Source organism: Pseudomonas sp. S3_A03 (assembly GCF_054668275.1).
Window position 1 is genome coordinate 1,237,742 of record NZ_CP162753.1, and the last position, 13,873, is coordinate 1,251,614.

The window sequence follows — 13,873 nt, forward strand, 5'->3', positions numbered from 1 at the left end:
GCAAAACAGGATTTGACCTACATATACGCAATTCCATATATTCGCCCCCCCTCTATACCGACGTTGAACATGTCCGACTTCTTTTCCCCGCCCGCCCTGTTCAAATGCCTGGCGGACGCCACTCGCGCCCGGATCACCCTGCTGATTCTGCGTGAAGGCGAACTTTGCGTGTGCGAGTTGATCCATGCTCTGGACGACAGCCAGCCAAAAATCTCCCGCCACTTGGCGCAACTGCGCAAAGGCGGGTTATTGCTGGACCGTCGCCAAGGGCAATGGATTTACTACCGCATCAATCCGGCACTGCCTGACTGGGTCACCCAACTGCTGGACACCACCCTGCAAGCCAACCAGCCATGGTTGCATAACGACGCCCAGCGTCTGGATGCAATGGGCGACAGACCACAACGGGCCAGCACCTGCTGCTGAGCCATCGGAGCGTTTATTCATGCTTGTCGCGATCGCGATTTTTATCGTCACCATCATTCTGGTCATCTGGCAGCCCAAGGGCCTGGGTGTTGGCTGGAGCGCCACACTGGGCGCGATCCTGGCCTTGGCCTGCGGCGTGATCAGCCTGGCGGATATCCCGGTGGTATGGCACATCATCTGGAACGCCACCGGTACGTTTGTCGCGCTGATCATCATCAGCCTGCTGCTCGATGAGGCCGGTTTTTTTGCCTGGGCCGCCCTGCATGTGGCGCGTTGGGGCCGTGGGCGCGGTCGCCGTTTGTTTGCCTATATGGTTTTGCTCGGCGCGCTGGTGTCGGCGCTGTTCGCCAATGACGGGGCGGCGCTGATCCTCACGCCCATCGTGATGTCGATGTTGCTGGCCCTGCGCTTTTCCCCGGCGGCAACGTTGGCGTTCGTGATGGGCGCGGGCTTTATCGCCGACACGGCGAGCCTGCCGCTGGTGGTGTCGAACCTGGTGAATATTGTCTCGGCGGATTACTTCAAGATCGGCTTCAACGAATACGCGTCCGTGATGGTGCCGGTCAACTTCGTGAGTGTGGCCGCCACCCTGGCCGTGCTGCTGGGGTACTTTCGCCGCGACGTCCCCCACACCTACGACCCCGCCGACCTCGCCGATCCCGCCAGTGCGATCCACGACCGCGCCACCTTCCTGGCCGGCTGGTGGGTGCTGGGCATTCTGTTGATAGGCTGCTTTGCCCTGGAACCACTGGGCATTCCCATCAGCGCGATTTCCGCCGTGTGCGCCGTCCTGCTGCTGGTGATCGCCGCCAAGGGCCACAAAATATCCACGCGCAAGGTCTTGAAGGACGCACCGTGGCAGATCGTGATCTTTTCCCTGGGCATGTACCTGGTGGTCTACGGATTGCGCAATGCCGGCCTCACCACCTATCTCGCGACCTGGCTGGATACCTTCGCCACTTATGGCGTGTGGGGCGCGGCCATGGGCACCGGCGTGCTGACGGCCTTGCTGTCTTCGGCCATGAATAACCTGCCGACCGTGTTGATCGGCGCGCTGTCCATCGAGTCCAGCCACGCCGTGGGCGTGGTCAAGGACGCCATGATCTACGCCAACGTGATCGGCAGCGACCTGGGCCCCAAAATCACCCCGATCGGCAGTCTCGCCACGTTGCTGTGGCTGCATATCCTGGCGCGTAAAGGCATTACCATCACCTGGGGTTACTACTTCAAGGTCGGGATAGTGCTGACCGTGCCGGTGTTGCTGATCACCCTCGCCGCCCTCGCCTTGCGCCTGAGTATCTAAGATGAAAGTCCTGTTCATGTGTACCGCCAACAGCTGCCGCAGTATTTTGTCCGAGGCCCTGTTCAATCACCTCGCGCCGGAGGGTTTCCAGGCCTTCAGCTGCGGCAGCTTCCCCAAGGGCCAGGTACTGCCGCGCAGCCTGAGCGCGCTGCAAGCTGTGGGTATCAGCACCGAGGGGTTGTACAGCAAAGGCAATGACGCTTTTAAAGACAACCCGCCTGACATTCTGATCACCGTGTGCGACAGAGCTGCCGGTGAAGCTTGCCCGGTGTATTTCGGGCCTGCGGTAAAGGCGCATTGGGGGTTGGAGGACCCGTCTGACGTCAAGGGCGATGACGCCATTGTGGAAGCCGCGTTCGAGGCGACACTCAATACCATCGAAACCCGCTGCCGAGCGCTTTTCGACCTGCCTCTGTCCAGCCTGACCCCGGCGCAACTGAAGATTGAACTTGAGCGTATCGCCGCGTTGTAACAACGTTGCCAGGCTCAAACAACGGTCGATTTGAGCGCCCTTGCTGACGTATGCTCTGCCACTTTCTCGAAAGGAAGCGGGCATGCTGACGATCTTTTTTTACGCGCTGGTATTCGGTTTTGTGTTTTGCCTTTCGCCCGGCGCGGTGCTGGCGGAGACCCTGCGACGTGGCTTATTGCAGGGCTTCACGCCTGCCCTGTTGGTGCAGATCGGCTCGCTGGTGGGCGACGCAGTGTGGGCGGTGATCGGCCTGACCGGCATCGCCCTGCTCATCCAGCATGACGCCGTGCGCGTGCCGCTGACGGTGATCTGCGCGCTGTACCTGGCTTGGCTTGGTATACGCAGCTTGATTGACGCCTGGCACCTGCCAAAAATGGACGACGCAGCGGCCACTTCCGGGAAAAACGCACTGGCGGTGGGCGCCGCGATTTCCCTGGCCAACCCGAAGAACATTGTTTACTGGGGCGCGTTGGGCAGCGCCTTGTCCGGCATCGTGGGCGCCACGCCCAGCCATGGTCAGACGCTGATGTTTTTTGCAGGTTTTATGCTGGCCTCGGTGTTGTCATGCTTTTTGATCGCTACCCTGGTCAACCTCTTGCGCAAAAATGCTTCGCCACTGTGGCAGCGCGTCAGTTATGCCGCCTGCGGCGTGGTGCTGATCTATCTGGCGATTCTGGCCGCTCAGGGCATTTAAACCACATGAACCGTATCGAACAGATCGTGCTGATGGCAGCGTACAACCGGTGGATGAACCGCAAGGTCTATGCCGCCGCCGCCCAGCTTTCAGAGGCGCAATTACGCATGGACCGCCAGGCATTTTTCGGCTCGATCCTCGGCACGCTCAACCATCTGGCGCTGGGCGACACGGTGTGGCTCAAGCGCTTCGCCCAACACCCGACAGGCTTTTCGGCACTGGCCCCGCTGGAAGCCATCGCCATGCCCCGCGACCTCAAGCACTTGGCCTTCGCGGACCTGGAGCAACTGGCGACCCGTCGCGGTTGGCTCGACCAACTGATCATCGACTGGGTCGAGACCTTGCGTGAGCCCGACCTCGACCAGCGCCTGCATTACCGCAACATGCGTGGCGTCGCGAGCGATAAGCCGTTTTCGAGCCTGCTGCTGCACTTCTTCAATCACCAGACCCACCACCGCGGCCAGGTCACAACGCTTTTGACCCAGGCGGGCGTGGATGTCGGCGACACTGATTTGCTGGCACTGATCGACTGAACTCAGCCCTTACCGAACGCGGCATAGGCTTGCATCAAGCGTGGGAAGTCGTGGGGTTCGGGCAGTTTCGCGAAACTTTCGACCGCTGGAGTATTTGCCCAGGGCAGCTTTTCGCAGGTCCAGGTTTCCATGAACGGCCTGTACGCCCTGAAATTATCCAGCAGGCTCGCGCGCACATTGACGAACTCGTCGATGCCATGGGGCCGGGTAAACAGCCAACTCATGCAGCGAGGGCAAAAGTAGTGACGGTCGACGCCGTGCAGGCCACCAATGACCGGGCAGCCCTGGGTCACCGTGAAAGCACCGGCGGCATACAACGCACTGAGGGAAAACGCGCTGGAGGTCATCTTCTGGCAACCGGTGCAATGGCAGGCCATGGTGATCACCGGGGGCTCGCTCAGGCTAAAGCGCACCTCGTTACAGCGGCAGCTGCCTACTTGAAGCAGGGTTTCGGCGCTCATCATCGTGTCCTTTTTGTGATGGAAAGCGTGGCAGGGTAGCGCCCGCGGCTGGGGTTGAACAGGCCAGCAAACGATACCGAACCCTGCATCAGCGCCGGGGCAGTACGCCATACGCAAAAGCCCCGGCGGAACCGGGGCTTTCACGTGTCCTCACGCATCATTGGCTACCGGCCTGCCGCGCGCCTTGTACGCCGGCAGCGTGGCGGCGTACGCCAGTGCCTGTTCACGGGAATTGAAGGACGCCAACCGGTCGCTATGCGTACACACTCGCCAGGGGCCGTAATTGACCTGCACGATATGGTATCCATTCAGATGCAGCTTCTTCAGCATTGGAACGCTCATAGTCACCTCGCTTTCCTGAGATTTCCACGGGTTGCACGGCCTACCTTACACCCGCATCCGCCAGGAAGGCTGACCACATGTCGCGGGCTTCAAAGGCTCTTCTGTCATTTATAGACAGTACCCCCCGACTCGACCCCAGTACCGAATCGCCCCTCAAAACCGCGTAGCTCACTGATCTTCCGAGCTTTTTCATCCATTCCCGCGCACAAGAAAGCTAGCGTGCGACCTTGCACATACGCGCCTGGATCTATATATTCCCAACCCTGCTTAACCGCGCTACCGCCCGAATGGCGAAACTGGTAGACGCATGGGACTTAAAATCCCCCGCTCGTAAGGGCGTCCCGGTTCGATTCCGGGTTCGGGCACCATCTCCAGTTCCACTGACAACCAGTAAAGTCCGTGGAGCCCTTTAAAACCCGCCTTTCGGCGGGTTTTTTCGTTTGTGGCGTTCCGTCGTTTTCCGGGGGATTCCAAGCTTTTTAGGGAAGCCATGGCCTTGTTGTGCCAAGGCCTGGATGGCGAACTGTTCAATCGCCCTGGCCACCCTCGCCCGCAAAGGCTACAACGCCCAACTGTCCATCGCGTACCTGTCACTGCTCAACACCGTCAATAACCTCGCCGAACGCGACTAGTTCATGAACATTGCCGACTGGGTGGCTGAAGTGCTCGGCGGTCGTACTGCATAGCGGGCGTGAGGTCGCTCCTGAACGCCCAGCTTTTTTGAGCATGGGCGTGTTTTGTTTGTCCAACCCTTCGATTGCAGGCGCTATTTCGGAGGGCATGATGAAAACTGTTAAAGCCGGTAGTTTGCAAATCGCCTACCTGGAACTCGGCCCGGTAGACGGCCCCCCTAGTGTTGCTCCACGGCTTCCCCTATGACGTGCATGCCTACGATGAAGTCGCCAAGATCCTGGCCTCGACTGGAAAGCGATGCTTCACTCCGTACCTTCGTGGTTTTGGTCCCACCCGGTTTTTAGATGGGCAAGCAATGCGCTCTGGCGAGCAGGCGGCCATAGGCGCCGACTTGTTGGCTTTTCTTGACGCCCTGAAGATCGAAAAAGCTGTGCTTGCGGGCTATGACTGGGGTGGAAGAGCGGCTTGCGTTGTCGCCGCGCTATGGCCGGAACGGGTAAGCGGTTTGGTTAGCTGTGGCGGCTACAGCATCCAGAATATCGCTAAGGAGCACGCGCCCGTTTCACCCGAAGCTGAGCATCTTCTCTGGTACCAATACTATCTTCACGGTAGCCGTGGGCGCGCTGGGTTGACCGCGAACCGCAAGGCGTTCTGCCATTTGCTATGGCGCCTGTGGTCCCCAACCTGGCGGTTCACCGAGGCGGCGTTTGAGACGACTGCCGCCGCGTTTGAGAACGACGACTTTGTGGAGGTGGTCATACACTCGTACCGCCATCGTTTCGGATTGGTTGACGGCGATCCAGCCTATCGCCATATAGAATCCCGACTTGCCGCGCAACCAACGATCACCGTGCCTTCACTGGTTCTGGAGGGTGCGGCCGATGCGGTCGACCCCCCGGCCAAGGACGACCCATTCGTGGGCTATTTTACCGGGCCGTATCGGCGCCAGCGCCTGGAAGGCATTGGGCACAACGTACCCCAAGAGGCACCGGAAAAATTTGCCGACGGTATTTTGAGCCTCAGTGGTTGAGTTCATGGCGAAATAGCCGTACCTGACTATTCGCCGCCAGCACCAATCAGTGAACGTTGGATCTGGACGCCGGGCATCATTTGCTGCAGCCCCTCGATCAGCTTGTCCCCCGCTTCCGTTAAGGCTTCAAGCGGCATCGCCGGCAAACTCTCCAGAATGAACCACATGCTCTTTGCGTCGGCACCCAGACGGGTCCTGACACCTTGTCGCCAGTTCCAACGGCGGCAGGTCACGCCTTGGTCATCGCGCCAGATAACCTCGCCGGCGTCTGGATACTCGACAGCAGGAGCCCCCTCTTTCAAGGTGTCAAACGGTTCGGTGCCATCTGCAACTACGAGCCGTGGAGAGCCTACGTAGGCTTCAATGTTTTCCCCACCCACCGGGATGGCGTACTCAAGACTGATTGCGTTGTAGAGGTCAACGATGGGATCCAGGCTCGGCAAGCCGCCGTCACGTAAAACCCGTTTACGCAGTGCCTCAGCCGAACAAGGCGTGCGCTGCGGCTTGGCGCCAAATTTTCGGAACGTGTGCGCCCACTCGGCCAGATGGGCTTCACCCCAGCTCGGCCCACCTTCCTGCACAACCTTGCAAGCGCGGTCCAGCGCAGCCTGGGCCACCTCAGGGTTGGCCAGTGGCGCCGCTTGCACCACGATGCTCAGGGCCCGGAACTGTGGCGCCAGCTCGGCAACGGCTTGATCGATCAACGGCAGTACGGACAGCATCAAAAACCTCCAGGTACCTAAATGTCATTTCATGCTAGTCAGCGACGACCAGCAAAGTCAATATAATGACCATTATCAGCCACTATAGCGGGCGCGCCGATTGACGGAGCGACTGATAAGGGCCGAGAATCCCCGCACATTTTTCCTCATGACCCTCATCAATGGCCACGAAGCCCACCCTGTCGACTACCCCTGGCGCTGATGCTCAAGCCGTCAGCCTGGCCGTCGCGCGCACGCTCAAACAGGCGCGCAAAGCCCAGAAAATCACATTGGATGAGCTTTCCCGTCGCGCAGGGGTGAGCAAGGGGATGGTCGTCGAAATAGAGAAATGTACGGCGAACCCCAGTATCGGCATCCTTTGCAAAATCGCCGCCGCGCTGGGCCTGTCCGTAGCAGACATCGTCAACGTGACCGAAGCTCCATCCGCCCACATCATCCACCGCCAAGACATCCCCACACTGTGGACCGGGGACCTGGGCGGAACGGCACGCCTTCTGGCAGGAACGTCGGGCCCCGACATGATCGAGCTGTGGCGTTGGGAAATGCACCCAGGCGAATCTTTCGCTTCACAGGGGCATCCGCAGGGCACGCTGGAACTGTTTCATGTGGAGAAAGGCACGCTGAAATGCGTGGTAGGGGAAACAGAGTTGGTCATCCCTGCGGGGAGTTCGGCAGTGGCCAAAACTGACGTCCCCCATTCCTATTCCAACGCTGGCCGATCCAAATTGGTATTCACGATGTCTGTGACGGAGATGCATCAGTAAATACCTGCAGGCTGGCAGCCGGTGAGAGCATCGTGCTTCAGATTTGTGCCAGGCCGCCGTCAGGAGCGACCTCGCTGGCGGTCATGAAGCTGCTCGGTCGCAGCTTGGCCGAGGCGATCATCCCGCTGTGTACGTGGGGCGCTGAAAATGCGGCGCAAATGGCAAACATCTCGCTAAACGCGACGCTTTGCTCTAGCAGGACGCGACCAACTTTATTGCTGGTCGGCATAATGGCGCACGTCATAGATAAATATTGACGAGAGGTCGCCAACGGTTAGGCTATGCGCGCTTCGCAGCGAGCCCCGGAGGTCTCTTGAGCATGACGTCACTAAGACTTGAACAACAAATACAGGCGGCATCGACCCAAACGCCACTCCAATACCGACGCGATATCGATGGGCTTCGAGCGGTAGCCGTGATGTCTGTTGTTATATTTCACGCATTCCCATCAGCACTTACCGGTGGTTTTATCGGGGTTGACATATTCTTCGTCATTTCCGGATTTTTGATATCGTCCATTCTCATCCAAGCGCTGCGCGAGGATAAGTTTTCACTCTCTGGATTTTACGCCCGGCGTGCCGCCAGAATATTCCCAGCACTTATAGTCGTGCTGGTGTCATGCCTGTCATTCGGTTGGCTCGCGATGTTGGCAGATGAGTACCTGTCACTTGCCAAACATTCGATTGCAGGCGCCGCATTTGTCTCAAATCTATTGCTGTGGAGCGAGACCAGTTACTTTGATGTAGCCGCGAACACAAAACCGCTTCTACATCTGTGGAGCCTGGGTATTGAAGAGCAGTTCTACTTCGTATGGCCGCTGCTGTTACTCGCGTTCTGGCGTCTGCGCACGAACCTGCCGATTGCTATAGGGCTGCTCATCGCAGTGTCATTTGGCCTGAATCTGTATCAGGCATCCCACAATCCAACGGCAGATTTTTATTCTCCGCAAACACGATTCTGGGAACTGCTGGCGGGCGCCTTACTGTCTTGCCTGGCACTTCGAGCGGCACCGTCAGCCATTTGGGCAAACGTTATGTCCTTGGCCGGGACTGCCATGATTGGATACGGCCTGCTCACTATCACCAACGCTGCCGCATTCCCCGGAATGCTTGCCCTGGTGCCTGTCGCGGGTGCCGTTTTGATCATCGCAGCGGGCCCTGAGGGGATGGTTAATCGCTTCGTTCTTTCCAATCGCCTGATGGTCGGTATCGGGCTCATCAGTTACCCACTCTACCTGTGGCATTGGCCGCTGCTGGTCTTCCCGAGGATCATCCAGAGCGCAACGCCTTCGCCAGAAATAAGAGCCACGGCCATTGTGGCAGCCTTGGTGCTTGCATGGGCGACGTACCGCTTCATCGAATCGCCTATTCGCACCCAGCGCATAGACCGCAACACGGCCATCAAGGGCTTGTGCGGCGCGATGGTCGTCACGACAGTTACCGCGCTCGGCATTCAGGTGGGTGACGGCCTTCCATTTCGCGAGGCAGCGAAGCCAGTTGCGCGCTACGCCGAAGATCTTGGCAGGTATCCGTACATCACGTACATGAGCAAAAACTTCTACAAATGCTCGGACGAAGCACTGAGGAATTTGTCATTCAAAGACCTTGAGTTCGGATATCGCTGCTTTCAGTCAAAACAAACTGGATCGATTGATATTTTGCTATTGGGCGATAGCCATGCAGAGCACTTGCTCGCAGGGTTTGCAGATGAATTCAACAGCAGCAATGTCGCCTCTTTCTCTCAAAAACAATTGCCCGCACTTGACAGCCCAGTCATGCGTGAAGCTATAGAAAGAGTCGCGGCAGACCCAGACATCAAAAAGGTTTTCATCTCCGCGCTTTGGGAACAAAAGATCCAACCCAGCACTGAAGATCCGGCCGGCCAGCTTGAAAGAACCTTCAAACTCTTCACCGACAACCATAAATCCGTCACCCTACTTGATGATGTTCCAACCTTCTTGTTTGACCCTGAGGCATGCAAATACGGGCGCAGGTTCAGCGCAGACGGCCCAACCTGCACCGGGCCTTTTGATCAACAGATGAAAAATAAGGCCCTGTACCATAAAGCGCTGGCTGAAGCTGTTGAGAAATCGCCGAATGTGAAATACGTTCCGGTGCTCCAGTACTTCTGCAACACCAACAATTGCTCGATGGTGAGCGGCGGCAAACTGCTATTCAGGGATCCGAACCACCTGACCATTGAAGGCTCTCGATACCTGGCCAAGAAGCTCAAACAAAGCGGGCATCTCTGAGTGACTGAGCGACAGCAATGCAAACTCCGGCATGACGCTGCTTTTTAAGTAATCGACATGCCGCAACACCGCAGCGAGCGTTGTTACTTGCCCAGGTTTTGATTCATTAAGTTATCCAAAACAGAGAATTCGCTGGCGGCCGTCCATTGATGTAAATGCTCGCAACCTTCAGCGTTAACTTCGGCGAGGTTGCTGCGCGGGTCGCATATTGCCGACCACTTTTGTCGCAGGGAGGGATATTTTATAAAGTCTTCCCTGGCCGGCGGTTGGCCGGCGGACAATCGCAGCGCGGACAAAACCAACAGTGCACAAGCGCCAAGGCCGATAGAACATTTTTGATAATTCATAGATCGCGTTCCCGTAGGGTAGGAGCACTCAGCGAACAGCGCTGAGTGCTCAAGATACGGCGCGACTATAGGAACGAAATGGTTCGGTAAAAAGATCCACTTTTGTAGCATTTCATAGAACCATTCAAGCCAGCGAGTGGCCTGCAAGACTCAGCCCGCGCCTCCCCCGGCTATCGACTGACTTCCCAGGCATCGCCGGCGGGTGCGGTGCCACGGTCATAGGGTTTGCCCAGCCACATGTAGAGCAGGCCCAGGCCAATCACGATGGCCGTGCTGAGAACCATCGCGTAGTTGATGTACCAGGCCGCATCCGGTGTGCGCGGCCAGGCCATGTTGATGATTGCACCGACGCCATAGATCAGCGCGCCGATATTCACCGGCAGGCCCCAGGCCCCCAACGCGAATTTGCCGCTGGGTTTCCAGCCCCGGGCGCGAGCGTAGAGGGCCGCAAGCACGATCATCTGGAAGGCCAGGTAGATACCGATGGCCGCAAAGCTGACGATGGTCGCCACCGCGTCCTGAAGGAAGAAACCGAGGGTGATGATCAGGGTCGGCAGCATACCGGAGACGAACAGCGCTGCCACCGGCACCTGAGTGGTCGGCGAAATCCGCTTGAGCAGGCGGCTGCCGATGACCATCTCATCGCGGGCGTAGGAATACAGCAGTCGACTGGCGGCGGCCTGCAGGCTGATGACGCACGAGATGAAGGAGATCATCACCACGCCCATGACCACCTTCGAACCGACGCTGCCAAAGGCATTGTTGAGGATGGTAGTCACCGGGTCCTTATCGGTGCCGTTGATCACCGCTTGCATGTCCGGCACGGCGAGGATCAGCGCCAGGCAGGCGAACATCGCGGCCACACCGCCGATATATATGGTCATGCGCATGGCCACCGGGATTTGTTTACTCGGGTTGGGGGTTTCCTCGGCCACGTCGCCGCAGGCCTCAAAGCCGTAGTAAAGGAACATGCCCGCCAGCGATGCAGTGAGGAACGCCGGCAAGTAGGAACCGTCGATACGGATATCAAACGTGTTGAACAGCACGCTGATGGGCTGATGACGTTCAAATACCAACAGGTACACACCGACGATTACCGCGCCGACCAGCTCACACAGAAAGCCGAACATGGCGATGCGGGCCAGCATCTTGGTGCCGCTGAGATTGACCAGGGTGGCGAACAGCGTCAGCACCACCGCGATGACGATATTGGTGTTGTTACTCGCCTCGAAACCGAGCATCGCCGCGAGGTAAGGCCCGGCTCCGACCGCGACGGCGGCAATGGTGACGCACAGCGCGATGGAGTAGATCCAGCCGACCATCCATGCCCAGCGCTTACCCACCAGGCGTCGGGCCCAGGGTAGACGCCGCCCGAAATCGGGAATTGCGAAACCACTTCGCCGAAGATCAGGCACACCAGCAATTGCCCGCAGCCCACCAGCAGGTAGGCCCAGAACATCGGCGGCCCGCCGGCGGCAAGGCACAGGCCGAACAGGGTGTAGACACCCACCACCGGCGACAGGTAGGTAAAGCCCAGGGCGAAGTTTTCCCATAGGCTCATGCTGCGATTGAAGTTCGAGGTGTAACCCAGTTTGCGCAATTGTTCGGCGTCGCTATCGGCGTCTACGCCGGTTTGGGGACGTGCACTCATGGCGGTGTGGCTCCAGAAAATCGGCAGATTTTGGCTGTCCGAAGCCGTGGCCAAACCCTCAAGGTTCGTCCCGGCTCGGTATTCTTGTAATGGGTGTGGGGGGTTGCCTGGGCATCCACTGGCGGGCGCGGTTTTCGCAGGCGCGCACGTCTTTTGGCGAGTGCTCCGTTCGTGTGGCTATTGCAGCAGCCTCCTGAAGTCCGGCGCTTCGTTGGAGGCTTGGAAAGAGGCTAATAGCCGCGGCAGAGTCCGGCAAATATTAAATACTGAACGCCGCGTTCGATTAAATAGATAGCTGGGTAACGCCATGATCCCAAGACGTCCTCACGCACCTGCTGCGCCGAACTACAACGGAAATTGCGCCCTGATCAAGGTGCCGCCCTGGGCACGATTGCTGGCAGCGATAGTGCCGCCATGGGCCTGGCGAATCGCACGGGCGATGGACAAGCCCAGCCCGCTGCCCCCCGAATAACGTGCCCTGGAGCGCTCCGCCCGCCAGAAGCGGTCAAATACGCTGTCCAGGTGTTGTGCTTCGATGCCCGGCCCTCGGTCACCCATCTCAATCACGACGCGGTCTTCGACCTGGCGCGCCATGATGTTCAATTCGCCGCCCGCCGCCGCATAGCGCAGCAGGTTGTCGATCAGGATATTCAGCACCTGACCCAGGCGATCACGATCGGCATGGATACGAACCCCGTCCTCGATACTGACCCGTGCCTGCACACCGGCCTCGTCCAATTGCGGCTGGAACCAGGCCAGTCGTTCGCTCACCAACGCCGCCAGGGGAAAATCGCTGCGCTCCAGCACCAGTTGCCCTGCCCTGGCCATCGACAGCAGGTGCAGGTCGTCCACCAATTTACGCAGTTGATCGAGCTGGCGCTTGACCATGCCCAACTGCGTGGCATCGCTGGGGAATACCTCGTCGAGCATGCCCTGCACGCGCCCCATCGCGGCATTCAACGGTGTGCGCAGTTCGTGGGCGATGACCGCGCTGGACTCACGCACATCGCGCTCATAACGTTCCAGTTGGGTGGTCATGCTGTTGAAGTCGCTGATCAGGCGTTGCAGCTCGTCGGGTGCGTCGTGGTGAACCGGCAGGCGCGTCAGGAAATCACCGCCGGCGACCCGCCGTGCGCCCTGGGCAATCGCCGAGAACTGGCTGGACAAGGGCCGCGAAAACCACAAACCGCAGAGAATGATGATCGGGATAGCGGCCAGCACCAGGCAAGCCAGGATCAGCCAGTCACGGTTGGCCATATCCGGCTGGAAGAACTCCACCGGATAGTACTCGGCCACCAGTTGGCGCAAGCGTGTCTCATTGAGCTGCGGCTCGGCGCGCAACTGCAGCAACTCCTCGCGCGCCGCCGGCGGCAGGCGCTGCAAAAAATACTGGTCCGACAGCCTGAAGTTGATCCACATGCAAACGGCGATCACCACCACCGCGCCGATGGCCAACAGGCTCATACGCATGCCGACCCAGCGCCACAGAGGTTTATCGTTGGCCCGTGATTTTTCCAGCATGTTGCTCACCTGAACCGATAGCCAATGGAGCGCACCGTCACCAGTACTCCGGCGATACCATGGGTTTCGAGCTTGCGCCGCAGGTTGTGCACGTGGGCATCGACGACGCGGGCCAGGGCCTCGCTTTCCGGCAGGCAGATTTCCAGCAATTCATCGCGGGTGAAGGCTTTGGACGGGGTCTTGAGCAACGTCGCCAGCAACTTGAATTCGGTCGGTGTCAGTTCCAGCCACTGCGGTGGCGCATCGCGGTGCTCAATGGCGGCGGTGAACGCGAGCAGGTCGACTCGCAGGTTTTCATAGCGCAGCACCTGTTCCACCGGTTGGCTGCCCGCGCTACGCCGCAACACCGCATGCACCCGCGCCACCACCTCGCGCGGGCTGTAGGGCTTGACCACATAGTCGTCGGCGCCATAGCGCAACGCGCCGAGTTTTTCCGGCTCGTCGCCCATGGCCGTCACCATGATCACCGGCGTGTCACTGCCGCGACGCACGGCGGACAACACCTCGGTGCCACTCAGGCGCGGCAGCATCACGTCGAGCAGGATCAGGTCGGGCCGCCAGCTTTTGTGCAGGTCCAGACCGCGTTGGCCGTCTTCGGCCAGGGCCACCTCGAAGCCGTCCCGGCGCAGATACGCTTCGAGAATGTTGGCGCTGTCGGCGTCGTCTTCGACGATGAGGATACGTTTTCCTGACACAAAGAAGCCTCTTGATGAAACCTTGATA

Annotated in this window: 14 protein-coding genes, 1 tRNA gene and 2 pseudogenes; 9 read left to right on the plus strand and 8 right to left on the minus strand. The window is 59.0% G+C overall.

The window, feature by feature from the left end; all coding sequences use genetic code 11:
* Nucleotides 1–69 precede the first annotated feature (69 nt).
* From AB4O25_RS05400 to AB4O25_RS05420, 5 genes are all read left to right on the plus strand, one after another.
* On the plus strand, nucleotides 70–426 hold the full coding sequence (locus AB4O25_RS05400) for a metalloregulator ArsR/SmtB family transcription factor (protein WP_116078745.1): 357 nt from the start codon (nucleotides 70–72) through the stop codon (nucleotides 424–426).
* Nucleotides 427–445: 19 nt separating this feature from the next.
* Nucleotides 446–1,729, plus strand: coding sequence for an arsenic transporter (locus tag AB4O25_RS05405; RefSeq protein ID WP_017528100.1), 1,284 nt, complete (start codon nucleotides 446–448; stop codon nucleotides 1,727–1,729).
* Between the two features lies 1 nt (nucleotide 1,730).
* Entirely contained in the window at nucleotides 1,731–2,201 is a 471-nt protein-coding gene (locus AB4O25_RS05410; RefSeq protein WP_017528101.1) for an arsenate reductase ArsC, read from the plus strand.
* Between the two features lie 82 nt (nucleotides 2,202–2,283).
* Nucleotides 2,284–2,895 carry a LysE family transporter gene (locus AB4O25_RS05415; RefSeq protein ID WP_017528102.1) on the plus strand — a complete coding sequence of 204 codons (612 nt, stop codon included), beginning with the start codon at nucleotides 2,284–2,286 and terminating at the stop codon, nucleotides 2,893–2,895.
* Nucleotides 2,896–2,900: 5 nt separating this feature from the next.
* Nucleotides 2,901–3,428 carry a DinB family protein gene (locus AB4O25_RS05420; RefSeq protein WP_017528103.1) on the plus strand — a complete coding sequence of 176 codons (528 nt, stop codon included), beginning with the start codon at nucleotides 2,901–2,903 and terminating at the stop codon, nucleotides 3,426–3,428.
* A 2-nt stretch (nucleotides 3,429–3,430) separates the two neighbouring features.
* Here the strand turns inward: AB4O25_RS05420 and AB4O25_RS05425 are convergent, their stop codons facing one another.
* Nucleotides 3,431–3,889, minus strand: a complete 459-nt coding sequence (locus AB4O25_RS05425; protein WP_017528104.1) for a GFA family protein — start codon at nucleotides 3,887–3,889, stop codon at nucleotides 3,431–3,433.
* 150 nt (nucleotides 3,890–4,039) lie between these two features.
* Nucleotides 4,040–4,231 (minus strand): DUF2188 domain-containing protein, encoded by a 192-nt coding sequence (locus tag AB4O25_RS05430; RefSeq protein WP_083221580.1) that lies wholly within the window; start codon nucleotides 4,229–4,231, stop codon nucleotides 4,040–4,042.
* 281 nt (nucleotides 4,232–4,512) lie between these two features.
* On the opposite strand from AB4O25_RS05430, the gene AB4O25_RS05435 reads away from it, so the two are divergent.
* Together AB4O25_RS05435 and AB4O25_RS05440 are read left to right on the plus strand one after the other, a co-directional pair.
* Nucleotides 4,513–4,599, plus strand: a tRNA-Leu gene (locus AB4O25_RS05435).
* A 412-nt stretch (nucleotides 4,600–5,011) separates the two neighbouring features.
* A pseudogene (locus tag AB4O25_RS05440) lies at nucleotides 5,012–5,894 on the plus strand (alpha/beta fold hydrolase).
* A gap of 26 nt (nucleotides 5,895–5,920) precedes the next feature.
* Here the strand turns inward: AB4O25_RS05440 and AB4O25_RS05445 are convergent.
* Complete coding sequence (locus AB4O25_RS05445; RefSeq protein WP_460150618.1) at nucleotides 5,921–6,616, minus strand: B3/B4 domain-containing protein; 696 nt, start codon at nucleotides 6,614–6,616, stop codon at nucleotides 5,921–5,923.
* Between the two features lie 161 nt (nucleotides 6,617–6,777).
* Between AB4O25_RS05445 and AB4O25_RS05450 the strand changes: the two genes are divergently transcribed.
* Nucleotides 6,778–7,380: a helix-turn-helix domain-containing protein gene (locus AB4O25_RS05450; RefSeq protein WP_017530528.1), complete on the plus strand. Its 603-nt coding sequence runs from the start codon at nucleotides 6,778–6,780 to the stop codon at nucleotides 7,378–7,380.
* A 37-nt stretch (nucleotides 7,381–7,417) separates the two neighbouring features.
* On the opposite strand, the gene AB4O25_RS05455 is transcribed toward AB4O25_RS05450, so the two are convergent.
* Nucleotides 7,418–7,609 (minus strand): hypothetical protein, encoded by a 192-nt coding sequence (locus AB4O25_RS05455; protein ID WP_065879031.1) that lies wholly within the window; start codon nucleotides 7,607–7,609, stop codon nucleotides 7,418–7,420.
* Between the two features lie 90 nt (nucleotides 7,610–7,699).
* Between AB4O25_RS05455 and AB4O25_RS05460 the strand changes: the two genes are divergently transcribed.
* Nucleotides 7,700–9,631: an acyltransferase family protein gene (locus tag AB4O25_RS05460; RefSeq protein ID WP_460150619.1), complete on the plus strand. Its 1,932-nt coding sequence runs from the start codon at nucleotides 7,700–7,702 to the stop codon at nucleotides 9,629–9,631.
* A gap of 83 nt (nucleotides 9,632–9,714) precedes the next feature.
* Here AB4O25_RS05460 and AB4O25_RS05465 read toward each other — a convergent pair whose 3' ends face one another.
* The 4 genes and pseudogenes from AB4O25_RS05465 to AB4O25_RS05480 form a co-directional block, all read right to left on the minus strand.
* On the minus strand, nucleotides 9,715–9,978 hold the full coding sequence (locus AB4O25_RS05465) for a hypothetical protein (RefSeq protein ID WP_080598193.1): 264 nt from the start codon (nucleotides 9,976–9,978) through the stop codon (nucleotides 9,715–9,717).
* Nucleotides 9,979–10,148: 170 nt separating this feature from the next.
* A pseudogene (locus AB4O25_RS05470) lies at nucleotides 10,149–11,629 on the minus strand (APC family permease).
* 345 nt (nucleotides 11,630–11,974) lie between these two features.
* Nucleotides 11,975–13,150, minus strand: a complete 1,176-nt coding sequence (locus tag AB4O25_RS05475; RefSeq protein WP_460150620.1) for a sensor histidine kinase — start codon at nucleotides 13,148–13,150, stop codon at nucleotides 11,975–11,977.
* 5 nt (nucleotides 13,151–13,155) lie between these two features.
* The gene (locus AB4O25_RS05480; RefSeq protein WP_017530533.1) at nucleotides 13,156–13,845 is read right to left on the minus strand and encodes a response regulator; all 690 of its coding nucleotides are present in this window, start codon (nucleotides 13,843–13,845) and stop codon (nucleotides 13,156–13,158) included.
* Between the last annotated feature and the right edge of the window lie 28 nt (nucleotides 13,846–13,873).